This window comes from Candidatus Zymogenus saltonus (assembly GCA_016929395.1).
In the GTDB taxonomy this organism is placed as follows: domain Bacteria; phylum Desulfobacterota; class Zymogenia; order Zymogenales; family Zymogenaceae; genus Zymogenus; species Zymogenus saltonus.
On the sequence record JAFGIX010000027.1, the window covers coordinates 45149 to 58967 of the forward strand.

Consider the following 13819-nt stretch of genomic DNA (forward strand, 5'->3'; position numbering starts at 1 on the left):
CTAAAAGGTTCGGAAAAATTTTTTTTGAGGGCGAAACGAAGTTGACAAATCGGCGCCCCTGTGTTACCGATAAATATCTTTTGAAAAGAGGAGAGGATAAAAATTTAAATGACTTCGACAAGGACGAGATTCGCTCCCGCCCCCACCGGCTACCTCCACATAGGCGGGGCGAGGACCGCGCTGTTCAACTGGCTCTACGCCAGACACACAAACGGGAAGTTTATCTTGAGGATCGAGGACACCGACCGGGAGCGCTCCAAGGACGAGTACAGAGACGCGATACTGAGGAGCATGGAGTGGCTCGGCCTCGACTGGGACGAGGGGCCCTTTTACCAGAGCGAGCGGGACGACCGCTACCGTGAGGGGATCGAGAAACTCCTCGAGACGGGAAACGCCTACCGCTGCTACTGCACCGTCGAGGAGCTGGAGCGAAAGCGGGAGGAGGCCCTGAAGCGCGGGGAGAAGCCTAAGTACGACGGGACGTGCCGGGACAAGGAGTTCCCGGAGCGGAACGAGCCGCACGTTATCAGATTCAAGACTCCGCTGACCGACGTTACCGAGTTCAACGACCTGATTAAGGGGAAGATAAGCTTTGACAACGGCGAGCTGGACGACCTGATCATCCGAAGGACGAACGGCACGCCCACATACAACCTCACCGTGGTTATCGACGATGCGGACATGGGGATGACCCACGTCATAAGGGGAGACGACCACGTAAACAACACCCCGAGGCAGATCGTCATGTTCGAGGCGCTGGGACTCACGATTCCGAAGTACGCCCACGTCCCGATGATCTTTGGCTCTGACCAGAAGAAGCTCTCCAAGAGGCACGGGGCGCTCTCGGTGACCGAGTACAGGGACGCCGGGTACCTCGCCGAAGCGGTCGTCAACTACCTCGTAAGGCTCGGCTGGAGCCACGGCGACCAGGAGATATTTTCGAGAGATGAGCTTATCGAGAAGTTCGATATCGCAAACGTCGGGAAATCTGCGGGGATATTTAATTTCGAGAAGATGGAGTGGCTGAACTCCCACTACATAAAAACCGCCGACCCCAAAAAGCTCGCGGGGGAGCTGACCCCCTTCATAGAAAAGACCGGCTACAAGATCGATGATATTACATGGCTGGCGTCCGCCGTAGAGACCCTCCAGGAGCGGGCTAAGACGCTCGTTGAGATGGCGGCCATGAGCGAGTTCTACCTCAATGACAACATCGAGTACGAAGAGACGGCGGCCAAAAAGTTCTTAACCGTGGAAGTAGTTGAGCCGTTCAGGCTCTTGACGGGGAGGCTCGACTCCCTGGTGGATTGGAACACAGACAACATCGAGGGCGTCTTCACGAAGCTCTTAGAGGAAACCGGGCTGAAGCTAGGGAAGGTCGCCCAGCCGGTCAGGGTCGCGCTCACCGGAGGCACGGTCAGCCCCGGCATCTACGAGATAATTTACGTCATCGGAAAAGAGCGCGTCGTAAAGCGGATTAATAGGGCGGTCGACTATATCGAGGGACAGTATGGCGAGGGGAGGTAGGGGATCGTGATTGAGGAGGCATATCATCAATTTATGGGCCGGTAAAGTGAAAGACGATCTATTAAAACCATTTGATGACATTAGAAAACATGGACGATATAACTGTCTTTCCCCTCTGATCTAAATCCCTTGCCGAAACAGAGTCTTTAATGTTATAATACGCCAAAAATAATTCGCCCAAAAATAGTTGGATATATAACCAATGAAGCCGACCCTGCCAAGAAACACGATAATCTGCGGTGACTGCGAGGAAGTCCTTCGCTCCTTTCCCGACAACAGCGTCGATCTGATCGTCACCTCGCCCCCCTACGCCGACAGCAGGAGGAACACCTACGGGGGCGTTCATCCCGACAGATATGTGGAATGGTTTCTGCCCAAGTCGGAGGATTTCCTAAGGGTGCTGACCGAAACGGGGACCTTCATCTTGAATATCAAGGAGCGTGTCGCAAACGGCGAACGGCACACCTACGTGATCGAGCTCATCCTCAAGATGAGGAAGCAGGGATGGCTCTGGACGGAGGAATACATCTGGCACAAGAAGAACTGTTTCCCCGGCAAATGGCCCAACCGCTTCAGGGACGCCTGGGAGAGACTTCTCCAGTTCAACAAAAATAAGCAGTTCAAGATGTTTCAGGAAGAGGTCATGGTCCCCATGGGGGATTGGGCGAAGACGAGACTGAACAATCTTAGCGAGACGGACAAAACAAGGGATGAATCAAAGGTGGAAAGCGGCTTCGGGAAGAACATCTCCAATTGGGTCGGGAGGGAGATGGCCTATCCCACAAACGTCCTCCACCTCGCCACCGAGTGCGCCAACAGAAGCCACAGCGCAACCTTCCCTTACGCCCTTCCCGAATGGTTTATCAAGCTGTTCACTGAAGTGGGCGACGTCGTATTGGACCCGTTTCTGGGCTCCGGCTCCACGGCGGTCGCCGCAAAGAGGCTGGGGAGATCATACATAGGGATCGATATCGACGAGGAGTACTGCAGGCTGGCTTAGGAGGAGCTGGGCAAAAATGAATTGAAGCAGAGCAGACTGCTATGAAAAAATTTTCTCTGGAAAAGGTTAATGAATTTGTTAACGATAATATTGTTATATTCCACAACAACAAAATCAAATCGCTACAATCTTTAAACTTAAAAAGCATATTGAGGAAGAAAAATCCCTACCTGTTTAAAGCGAAGAATATCGGAATCGCTTCCGAACTTATAAAAAGCACTCTTGATGCCTTTCTATCCTCCTCCGAAGAAAAGCTTTTCGGTGACTTCCTTGAGGAACTTGCTATTTTCATTGCAGGTGAAACCTGCGATGGTCAGAAGTCAGCCGCCACCGGTGTGGACTTGGAGTTTTTCAATAATGATATTCATCATCTCGTCTCCATAAAGTCTGGGTCCAATTGGGGAAACAGCTCACAACATCGGAAACAGGATGAAGATTTTAGAAAAGCTTTACAAGTTCTGAAGCAATCAAAACAAAAATAAATACTCAAGCCGTTCTCGGTATATGCTACGGACGAGTAAAAACAAGTTTCGTAAGGAGTTATATGAAGGTTGTCGGCCAGAATTTCTGGTATTTAATAAGCGAAAACCAGAACCTATATACGGATATTGTAGAGCCACTGGGTTACAGGGCAAAGCAATATAACGATGACTTTGTTAAGCAAAAGGATAGGGTTTTAAATATATTCACTGAGGAGTTTATCAAGGATTTTTGTGATAACGGCGAGATCAACTGGAAAAAACTCGTCGAGTTCAACAGCGGAAATCTCGACCTGACGTGATTTTATAATTCTTCTCCCCCCCCTCCTCCTCACAGCACATAAAAAACCACCAGATACGTAGCCAAAGCAAAGCCCAAGACAACGGCCACGGGCTTTACTATCTCCCTGTAGACCGCCCCCAGGTCCGCCTTGAAGTACTCCGCCGTAAGGACGAGGCACATGTGCACGGGAGACAACATCACACCGGCGTAACCCCCGGCGTAGGCCAGCATAAAGGCGACCATCCCATAATCCCCCGTCGTGAAAAAGGGAAGGAGGATCGGAAAGGTGATCCCCACATACGCCATCGTGAGGCCGGTGGAGACCCCGATGATGAAGGGGAGGATGATAAGGACGAGGTATACCGGGATGCCGAATGTGTTTAGGTCTGATGAGATGTCCTGAACCGCGCCTGTGGCCTCCAATATCCCCTTGAAGATCAAAATCCCGATCACGATCAGGACGAACTTAATAGAGAAGTTCGCCTTGACTATCTCCCATATATCCTTCGGCCCGATACGGTAGAGGATGGCCGAGAAGGTAAAGACCACCGCGAGGCTTATGTTTAGGACCAAGAGGGAGCCGAGGACCGATTCGGTCTTGATGGAGAGAACGGCCGCGATGACGACAATCAGCGGAAGAGCGCTTATGATGAAGTCGGATATTAGCTTTCCGCTTATCCCCCCGTCCCATCCCTTATCGTGTTTGATCCCCCTCATGCCGAAGAAGAGGCCGGAGGCCAGTGCCACGATAGTCAGGGGGAAGTTCGCCTTCGCCACGTCCCGAAGGCCGATATCGAGGATCGCCGCCGAGAATATCACGCCCGGGTAGGTAGGAAAGATATACTCCCAGAGATGCCTGAACCAGTAGTTGAGGAAGGTCTTCCTGGGGGCGGTGAGCTTCAGCTCCTCGGAGGCCTCCTCCACCATAGGCGCCGAGATAATGGCGCCTCCGATTATCGGGAGAAGTCCTATCATCGCCGGGACCAGGGTAACCACGCCCCTGGGGTCCCCCAGCATCGACCTTAGCGACGATACGAGGGTCTTTATCCTCCCCGCCTTTTTCATCAGCTCCGACAGGAAGATGATCATCATAACGGCGGTAAGAAGCAGAAGCCCCATGACGTTTATCGAAGATTTGAACAGTGCCACGCCGAGATCTACCGGCGCCATCTGGTACATGAGCCCCAGGCAGACGGCCGCGATCATGAGAGACAGCCCGAGATCGAACTTCTTCTTGATCAACAGGATCAAGAGAAACGCCACCAGTGAAAACCTTAAGACTCCCATTCAGTTAATACTCCATCATATATTGTCATTCCCAATATCATTGAGAATCCATTATATCGTCATTCCCAACGCCATTGGGAATCCATTATACTGTCATTCCCAACCTGATTGGGAATCCAGATTAATATTAATCCCTGCATACGCAGGGACAGGCTGGATTCCCGTTTGCGCGGGAATGACAGTATACTATTTCACTGGATTCCCGTTTCCTAAGGGAATGATAAAATAATATCGCCTTACCTGTTCAAATCCCTCAGCGCAGAGACGACGGAGACGATGTGGTTGAGCTCTTTGAAGACCGGCACCCCCGCCCCCTCGAAATTCCTCTTGAACTTTTCAAAGGAGGGGATAAATCCGAACATCCAGGTCAAGACGGGCTTTTTCGTCTCCATCATCGCCCTTTCGAAAATCCCCGTATCGATATTCTCCGTTATCGGGGAGGCGAAGGGGAGGAGTATCACGGCATCGATATTTTCATCCGCCATAACTACGGGCACCACCATCTCCAACGCCTCGTTGATCCCCCTTATCTCCATGGTGGGCCAGATATCCACCGGATTTTTCGGGGGCATCCACGGGGGGAATATCTCCTGGAGCCTTGCCGTAGTCTCACGGGTAAGCTCCGGCACGTCGATCCCCCTGTCGTTTAATAGGTCTGCCGTAACGATCCCGGCGCCGCCGCTGATGGTGATTATCCCGATCCTCTTCCCGCCGTTCCACGTCGGCAGTAGCGACAGCGCCCTTCCCACGTTCATCATATCTATAAAGCCGCACACCCGGGCGACGCCTGCCTGGTTGAGCGCCCCTGCTATCAGCCCGTCGTCTCCCGCAAGGGAGCCGGTGTGGGAGAGGGCAGCGTTTACCGCCACGGGGCTTCTACCCCCCTTCAAAAGCACGATCGCCTTTTTACCCTTCAGCCTTTCCGCAACCTCTAAGAACTCCCTCCCCCGGTTTATAGATTCCAGATACATCAGGATGATCCCGGTCGTGTCCTCCCCGGCCAGGTACTCCAGGATGTCCACCTCGTCGACGTCCATCTTATTGCCGATGGCGGCCGCCTTGTCTATGCCGAAGTAGTTGCTGTCCAGGACCTGTACCAAAAAGCCGGCCGCCAGCATCCCGGTCTGGGTTACGATGCTGACATTGCCTTTAACCAATTTCTCGCCGAGGTTCATAACCGGCATGAAAGGGGCGAAGAAGAGATTGTCGGAGTTAACGGAGCCGGTGCAGTTGGGGCCCCATATCCGAATGCCGTTCTCTTTTGCGATCTTCATCACCCGGTCTGCGAGCAGCTTTCCATCGTCTCCCGTCTCGGCGAAGCCCGCCGCCTGGATCTGCACCCGCTTTATGCCCAAAGAGGCGCTCTCCTCGACGATCGCAGGAATGGTTACCGCCGGTGTGAAGATGATGACGAGTTCCACGATTTCCGGAAGCTCCGAGACGGAGGGGTAGACCTTGTGGCCGTCGATCTCGGTGTAGTTTGGATTTACCGGATATACCCTGTCGTTGTAGTAGGAGACAAGGTTGTTAAAAATATGGTAGCCCCCCTTCATCTTGTTTCCCGTGGCCCCCACCACGGCAACGCTCTCGGGGGCGAAAAAACTTTTCATATCAAGTCTTGAACCTGTTCAACAATTACATCCACAATATCGGATCAACATAAAAGGTTATAGTATATCACACATCGAATCGAAATGAAAGATGGACGTGATAATTTTTTTGAGATTTTTCACTGTATAGAAAAGAGACGACAAAAATTTTTCGTTGATACCAAATCGATTAAGTGGTATTTATACACTATCTAACAAAACAAAAACAAGAGGTGTATCTTATGGATTTAATACCGGAGCTTCGACTGGGACTTGTAAACGGCTGGTGGTTCTCCTCCGCGTACCTTTTGATCAACGGGGCGGTCATGGCGTTAATCCCCAGGGAGGCCGCCAGGCGCCTGACAACGCACCCGTCAAAGAATCTATTTGAAAAGATTTTCTTGACAATCCAGATGATCCTCTTTTTCGGGACCATCGTATTTGCGATATTTGTGCCGGTGAAGCCGGGCACAGTCTGGTTCTGGTCGGGGCTATCGGTCTTCGTTATCGGGATGGCCGCCTATGTAGTCTCGATGTTTAATTTCGCCAAGGCGCCAATGGACAAGCCCGCCTTAAATGGGCTGTACCGCATCTCCCGAAATCCGATCCACGTATTTTCCTTTGTAGCATGGATCGGGATCGGGATCGCCGCAGCCTCCTGGATTATCCTTTCCGCCACCGTAATAGTGCAGATAATGATGCACAAAACGACCCTGGAGGAGGAGAGATTCTGCCTCGAGGCGTACGGCGACTCATACCGCAAATACATGAAAGAGGTTCCCCGCTATCTCCTCTTTTTCTGAGGCCCGATTTAATCTATGAAGGCTATGGGGATGGATAAAATCAAGGACAACGACAGGTCGAAATTCCTTCGAGACGAGTACATCTCTCGGATAAACCGCGTTGTCGACTACATCGAGCTTAATATCGACAAGGACCTCTCCCTCGAAAAGCTGGCCTCTGTCGCTAACTTCTCCCGCTTTCACTTCCACCGGATATTCAAGGCGATCATGGGCGAGACCCTGAACCGGCACATACAGAGGATCCGGGTCGAGAAGGCGGCCGTACAGCTCATCAATAATCCTAAGAAGACGATCACCGAGATCGCCTTCGACTGCGGCTTCTCCGGGTCGGCTCCGTTCGCCAGGGCCTTCAAGGATTTTTTCAAGATGAACGCCAGCCGGTGGCGCCGGACGGGGAACCTCTACGAGGGCAATATTGGTAAAATCGACAGCAATAAGGGTAAAGCGATAAGCAAGATTCGGCAAGACTTCGGCGTCTTCTCATCGATCATCGCCTCCAAGATCGTCGCAAAGGAGATCGAGGAGAACACTATAGACATCCTCCTTTCGTGCCCGATAACGAGGGCGGGGTTAATCCTGATCAGGCTTATCGCCGCGGCGATTATACTGGCGCTGGCGACCCTCCTGACGTTCGCCTTCACGATAATCGGGCTCGTCATCCTCGGGATGCCGGTGAGGCTCGACATCCTCGCCGCCGCCTTCCTCTCCGGATTTCTCCTCTGCCTTGCCTTCGGCTCCGTCTCGCTCCTCGTCTCGGTTTTTATCCCCCAGCAGAACTACACCCTCTTCATCACGATCGGGATAATGTTTGCCATGTTTGCCTACGAGGAGCTTTTGATAAAGGTGATCTCGTTTCTGGAGTATCTCCCGTTCTTGAGCCTCTTCCACTTCTACAGGCCGGGCGAGATATTGATCCACGGCTCGATCTCGGCGGCAAATCCCCTTATCCTGTTGGGATACTTCGCCCTGTTCTCCCTAATTGCCGTGGCGCTCTTCAAGGGGAAGGACATTCCCGTGTAATTGAAGGCAGGTGTGATGAAACGGGCTGCTCTTTAATGCAAGAAAGGGTGACGGGTATCCAGTCTCTTTCAGGGCAGTTAATATCGGACGGGCGGGGCGGAGAATTTTGTTCATAGACGATAAGGGGGCAACCGCCCCCACCGACCTCCCCCCACCGATAAGATAACGGTTTTAAAGGAATTCGAGGATTTGTGAGAAGTTGATTGCGTCCCGAATTTTAACCGAAACCCTTGAAGAACCAGAAAACATAGAGGGCGCGAGCTACACCTCCATCTCCATGAACGTGACCGTAAACGGCAGATGGTCAAACCTCTTTCTCCCCTTCACCCGAAAGCCCCACCCCTCGTACCAATGCTGAAGCTCGGCCTGCTCCGATATAATTCCGATCTCGACCCGATGCGCCCCGAGCGCCACCGCCTCATCGACGGCGCGGCCGAGCAGGAGACCCCCGGCGCCCCTTTTCCTGAATTCAGGAAGGACGGAAAGCCTCTCGGCGTAGAAGACGCCCGGCGATTTCCCCGATTCCTCGAGGGCGACGGTACCTATCGCGTTATCCCCATCCTCCAAGATAAAAAAGGCGGTCCCCTTTTCCATCGCCCCCCTTATCTTCTCCTCGGTCATGTACGCCGGGTGCGTCGGGGTGTTTTCTTTGGTCAGACCGAACCTGTCCGCCACGTCTATAAACGACCTTCGGATGATCGACGTAATGAGGGAAACGTCATCTGTCGTCGCCCCCCGGATTTCGCAATTTTCAAGCCCCATACTACATCCCATTTCACCTATTTCATATTTCAATATTAATCTTCGTCTTCCGGTTTATTGCCCGCCAACTTAGCGATTCCCGAAATTATTCATGCTACCTCCCGCTCTCCAAGAACCGCCTCGGGTCGACCTCCCCCCCCTCGTAGAGGATATCCGCCAGCACCTCGACGATGGGGAGCCTCACATCGTATTTCTCAGATAGCTTTACCGCCGCCCCGACAGCGCTGTAGCCCTCCACGTTCTTCTTCTCCTCCTTGAAGCGCCTCAGGGCGAAGGGTGCCGACCACTTGGTCAGTGACCTCCCGAACTGGCTGTTCCTCCCCCCCTGGGCCGTGGCCAGAAAGTCGGCCATCCACGCCTGTCCCTCCGGGCCGAAAGTTTCTTCGTCCGCCCCCATTGCCAGTGCGAGGGTTTTTATCTCTGCAGATATTCTGGTGACGAGAGTAGAGGTGAAGTTGACGGAAACCTCCTTCGACCCCGCCGAGATGCCGTAGGCGATGGCGTAGACGTTCTTCATGGCGGCGGCGAGCTGCGTGCCGACGAGGTCACGGCTTAAGTGAACGATGAAGTTGGGAGTCTCCAAAAGCTCCTTGAGATTCAGCGCCAGCTCCTCGTTTTCGGCGGCGAGCTGAGTGGCGGTTATCTGCCCGCTGATGATCTCATCGGCGAGGTTCGCGCCGGAGACCACCGCAAGCCTTATGTCGTCCTTCCTGACTCTCTTCTCCAGCTCCTCCCAGACGACCTCGACGGGAAGGAGCGCCGTCTCCACCTCGAATCCCTTCGTGGCGATCAGGAGATCGAAGGGGTCGGGGTTGGCGTCCAAAACGGCGGTTATGGCCTTTCTGAAGTAGTGGGACGGGGTCACGATCAGCACGAGATCTGCCTTTCTCACCGCAGACTTCAGGTCGGACTCCACGTGAACCACCTTCGGAAGCGTATACCCCTTGAAGAAGGTCGGGTGCTGACGCTCCTCCGCGATCGCCTCGACAAGGCCGGGCCTTGCGTCGTAGAGGATCAGGCCGTAATCTGTGTACTCGGGATTATTGTCGAATTTTCTCCCTAAATGAACGGCAAGCGTATATCCGAAGGCACCGGCGTTTATGACGGTCACGTTCTCCTCCGCCTTCAGGGGGTATACCCTGTGGTCGGCCTGATTTGCGTAGAAGAGGCCCAGCTTCAAATCCCTTATCCAGTACCTCTTTCTGAATCCGGCCGTGGAGGAGACTATCTTTCTCTTCAAAAATGGCTTCAACCCCTCCTCGATAACCCTATCCATCCCCAAGGAGAAGGTCGAATCGAGGTACGGGTCCCTCTTGTACCTCTCCCGATAAAATTCCGTTATCTGTTCCAGCTCCTCCTCGGCGGAGTGCTTCAGCTCCCTTACCGAGAGGATCTCCCTGCCGTAGAGGGACTTCGCCACCAGGTGGGTCGGGAGCACCATCTTGTTCTTCGCCACCCCCTCGAGGACCGTCCTCCCTATGACGTCCCCCGGAGCCACGCTCTCCTTCAGGTCACCTATGAGGTCTTTAACGTTAAACGGCTCCCCCATCGTCACAAACGCCCTCCCGTAGACCCCCTCCATCCCATCGAAAACGGCCGACAAGAGCCTCGAGAAATATCCCCGCCCGAACCTCACATACTCGCCCACCGGGATATCCACCGCCCTGTCTCTTAAGGTCACAAATCCGCTCAAGGGGCTCCTGTGGGTGAGGGAGCGGTCTTCCGGAACTCGAGAGAGGGAAAGCGAGAGGGGAACCACGGTGACATCCCCCTCCGTCTTCAAGAGGGCTTCCACAATCCAGTCCGGAACCGCGGCCCGAAGGGAGCCGTCGATGCTCCTGGTGGTGTAGCGGGAGGCTTCCGCATGAACCACGAGGGAGGCCCCGATCTCGAGGAGCGCCCTCAGATATGCCGCGAGGACTCCCTCGTAGGCCTTTCTGGCCGGGCTCCAGAGGAGCTTCTTTGTTACCTTTACTATCTTGAGATTTTTGAGCTCCTCCTCGATCTCCTGATTCGGGATTAACAGGTCCCCCAGGGCCGAAAAGGGAAGGCCCAGCCCCAGTGAGTCCAAAAAGACGTTTATCACAACGCTGTCGAGATGGGAGTTATAGCTCGGCAGGTAAAGGACGCCCCCCTTGGCCCCCTTTATCTTATCCAAAATATCCGCCCCTCTCCCTTCGGGGGAAAAGGGTCTTTCGGGATCCGGGTGGGAAAAAAGGTACTTGGAAAGAAAATATGCGACTCTTCGGGCTCTTAGGTGTATGGCGGGATCGTAGCCCGCCAGTGTGTCCTCAAGGGCTTCGGCGGCGTCAAAGGTGAATTTGTAATAATATTCCAAATAATAGACGCCCGCATCCTTGAGGTATTTTTCGGCAAGATCGAAGGCCCTCTCCCCCTCGTCCCCCCTCTCTTCCACCATCGGTCCTATATTTTTCGTCAGGATGGGATACTCGTCCCTCCCCTCAAAGAAACTGAAAATCTCGTCCGCCGAGAGCCTCTTTAAGAGGAGTCTTATCAGGGGGTGTTGGGACATCGGAGTTTTTCCCTAACGGACCACCATCACGGGACACGGTGCGAGGTGAATGACCCTGTCCGCGACGCTCCCGATGAGGGGGCGGGTGGCGCCGCGCTTCCCGTGCGTCCCCATGACAATCAGGTCGACCTTGCTCTTCTTTGCGTAAGTCACGATCTCGTCGGCCGGAAATCCGGCCTTCAACACCTCGACGACCTTAACGTCGGCCTCCTTGGCTTGCTCCTTGGCGTCCCTGAAATACTTCCTCCCCTCCCCCTTCAGCTTTTCTATAACCTCCTTCGACTCCAGCTTTCCCAGCCGCTTAAAGTTGTCGACCACGATCTCTGAAATTACGAATATCGTGTGCATCTCTGCGCCGAACTGTCCGCACATGTCCACGGTGAGCTTGACCGCCTTGTTGGAGCAGCTCGAGCCGTCTACCGCAACGAGGATTCTCTTATATAAGGACATCTTTGACTCCCCCTTTTGATATTATAAATCGGCTAAAATTGTAAAATGAGCGCTCAATAGATTTTACTTTGTATATAATAATATAGCACCAGATAAAAAGGTCAAGATAAAAGGTGTTTGGAGATTTAACGGGCTTGACGGCGATTTAACCAAAACACCCCGATCTATAAATTGTTGACAGCTTGACTATTCATCGAATAGTATGAGGCTTGACCGTTGGATCGATCCGCTTTAATACTAATACGAGAGCGGAGAACTAAGAAGATCTCTAAACTCTGCACGGCTGAAGGTAAACCATGAAGGCGAGAATTAACAAAGGACGCCTGAGAATTGCGGTTTTCATTTTCCTGCTTCTTGTCGTCTCCGCTGTATGGGCGGGGATCGATACTATCGGGGCCGAGCCCGGCGGGAGGGAGCTGAAGGTCAGGATTCTCGAAGGGAGGATCGAGGGGGATGCGGTCATTTCCTCAAACGGCCCTCTAACCGTATCCTTTAAGAGAAGAGAGATTGTAATCAAAAACGAGAAGCTCCCTATCACCGCTTCGGAAGGCGGAAGACTTTCCTTGAAGTTTGGAAACGGGGAGCACAAGACGACGGGTGAGATCGAAATCAGGTCGAAGGGCGGAGCGCCCCTGACCATCGCCTCCGACCGAGGTGGAATGAAATCCCGCAGCTACAGGGGGCGGCTTCGCATTTACAACGACGGGGTCACGGTCGCCGTCATAAACATCGTTCCCGTAGAGGACTACCTATACTCGGTGGTGGCCTCCGAGATCTCCGCGCGGGAGCCGGAGGCGGTGAAAGCCCAGGCGATCCTCTCCCGGACGTACGTACTCGGAAACATGGGGAGGCACGGCGTTTACGACTTCTGCGACAAGACCCACTGCCAGCACTACGGCGGGGCGGGGGTCGAGACCGCCCTCTCGGTAAGGGCGGTCGACGAGACAAGAGGTCGCCTCCTTCTCTTTAATGGGAAGCCGGCCCGGGTTTTTTACCACGCCTGCTGCGGCGGCGTCACCACCACACCGGCCCACGTCTGGGGGGGAGACGACCTCCCGTACCTCAAGCCGGTCGTGTGCAGGCTCCCCGGCCGCGGCGGCTATCTTTGCGGCGGGAGCGGGCACTTCAGGTGGGAGGCGAGGATCGACGGCGAGACAATGAGGACGCTTCTATCCGACTCATTCGGCGTTAAGGCAGAGGGCCTAAAAATAATTTCGAGGGATCCCTCCGGAAGGGTTGAAAAGATGGAGATAACGGGGCCTGAGGCCAGGGTGATCTCCGGGGAGGAGTTCAGGATCGCCGCAGGCAGGGCGCTGGGGTGGAGCACGATAAAGAGCGCCCTCTTCGAGATGGATATTTCCGGCGGTTACTATCTATTTAAGGGCCGCGGCCTAGGCCACGGCGTGGGGATGTGCCAGGAGGGGGCTATTCGGCTCTCGCGGCTGGGCCTGAACCACGAGGAGATCATCGAGTTTTACTTTCCCGGGGCGAAGGTGGGGGAGGCAAAAGATTGGTAAAAGGCTTTTGAGAGTTGATAAGCCGGACGTTATTGCCTATTTCCTTTTCAATGCGCCGATCAGAGAGCAACCTTTTTTTCTCCTTTAAATCAATCGATTTGCATCTTTTGCCATTAAGTCATTGAAAGACCGGCGTAAATACCCTGAATATCGGCCGGAGGATTGAGAATCGGAGTTTGTCCCCCACTATTATCCTAATGATTTATCCTTGACAAAACCCATATTATCTTATACTATTATCCCTATTAGTATAAGGAGTCAATTATGTCCTGGCATATCCTGACGGTTGTCTTCGGGGGTCTACTGCTTTTAATCTGTTTCAATCCGGCGCTGCTGGGCGATTTCAACAAAATAGTCCTTTTGGGCAGGACGATCTATCTCACTTTTATATTAGCTGCCCTTGTCGTCATCTTCGCCTCGATGTCTCTCGAAAGCTACAGACGCCTGACCAAGAAGAAGTAGTCAGATATACAGGCTCAATAAGATCGGCAGCCGCTGCGGCTTTCCGATTAAACGGGACATCTTTCCGGAGTTGACGGGAAATCGGCGATTTTTTCATCATAAGCCGT

Annotated in this window: 11 protein-coding genes and 1 pseudogene; 7 read left to right on the top strand and 5 right to left on the bottom strand. The window is 53.4% G+C overall.

Going from position 1 to position 13819, the window contains the following annotated elements; translation table 11 throughout:
* The first annotated feature begins 108 nt into the window (after positions 1–108).
* From gltX to JW984_05680, 3 genes and pseudogenes are all read left to right on the top strand, one after another.
* Complete coding sequence (gene gltX / locus JW984_05670; GenBank protein ID MBN1572671.1) at positions 109–1527, top strand: glutamate--tRNA ligase; 1419 nt, start codon at positions 109–111, stop codon at positions 1525–1527.
* A gap of 202 nt (positions 1528–1729) precedes the next feature.
* On the top strand, positions 1730–2527 hold the full coding sequence (locus JW984_05675; protein ID MBN1572672.1) for a site-specific DNA-methyltransferase: 798 nt from the start codon (positions 1730–1732) through the stop codon (positions 2525–2527).
* Between the two features lie 41 nt (positions 2528–2568).
* Positions 2569–3308 (top strand): annotated as a pseudogene (locus JW984_05680) (cytosolic protein).
* Positions 3309–3337: 29 nt separating this feature from the next.
* Here JW984_05680 and JW984_05685 read toward each other — a convergent pair.
* Both JW984_05685 and JW984_05690 read right to left on the bottom strand, forming a co-directional pair.
* Positions 3338–4576, bottom strand: coding sequence for a DUF401 family protein (locus JW984_05685; GenBank protein MBN1572673.1), 1239 nt, complete (start codon positions 4574–4576; stop codon positions 3338–3340).
* 236 nt (positions 4577–4812) lie between these two features.
* Positions 4813–6186, bottom strand: a complete 1374-nt coding sequence (locus JW984_05690) for a CoA-binding protein (protein MBN1572674.1) — start codon at positions 6184–6186, stop codon at positions 4813–4815.
* Positions 6187–6407: 221 nt separating this feature from the next.
* On the opposite strand from JW984_05690, the gene JW984_05695 reads away from it, so the two are divergent.
* Complete coding sequence (locus tag JW984_05695; GenBank protein MBN1572675.1) at positions 6408–6968, top strand: isoprenylcysteine carboxylmethyltransferase family protein; 561 nt, start codon at positions 6408–6410, stop codon at positions 6966–6968.
* Between the two features lie 30 nt (positions 6969–6998).
* Positions 6999–7988 carry a helix-turn-helix domain-containing protein gene (locus JW984_05700; protein MBN1572676.1) on the top strand — a complete coding sequence of 330 codons (990 nt, stop codon included), beginning with the start codon at positions 6999–7001 and terminating at the stop codon, positions 7986–7988.
* Between the two features lie 261 nt (positions 7989–8249).
* On the opposite strand, the gene JW984_05705 is transcribed toward JW984_05700, so the two are convergent.
* The 3 genes from JW984_05705 to JW984_05715 all read right to left on the bottom strand — a co-directional run bounded on the left by JW984_05705 (position 8250) and on the right by JW984_05715 (position 11733).
* Complete coding sequence (locus JW984_05705; protein ID MBN1572677.1) at positions 8250–8750, bottom strand: GNAT family N-acetyltransferase; 501 nt, start codon at positions 8748–8750, stop codon at positions 8250–8252.
* Positions 8751–8844: 94 nt separating this feature from the next.
* Positions 8845–11283, bottom strand: a complete 2439-nt coding sequence (locus JW984_05710) for a hypothetical protein (GenBank protein ID MBN1572678.1) — start codon at positions 11281–11283, stop codon at positions 8845–8847.
* Between the two features lie 12 nt (positions 11284–11295).
* Entirely contained in the window at positions 11296–11733 is a 438-nt protein-coding gene (locus tag JW984_05715; GenBank protein MBN1572679.1) for a universal stress protein, read from the bottom strand.
* Between the two features lie 296 nt (positions 11734–12029).
* Between JW984_05715 and JW984_05720 the strand changes: the two genes are divergently transcribed.
* Both JW984_05720 and JW984_05725 read left to right on the top strand, forming a co-directional pair.
* Complete coding sequence (locus JW984_05720) at positions 12030–13250, top strand: SpoIID/LytB domain-containing protein (GenBank protein ID MBN1572680.1); 1221 nt, start codon at positions 12030–12032, stop codon at positions 13248–13250.
* A gap of 264 nt (positions 13251–13514) precedes the next feature.
* Complete coding sequence (locus JW984_05725; protein ID MBN1572681.1) at positions 13515–13712, top strand: hypothetical protein; 198 nt, start codon at positions 13515–13517, stop codon at positions 13710–13712.
* Positions 13713–13819 lie beyond the last annotated feature (107 nt).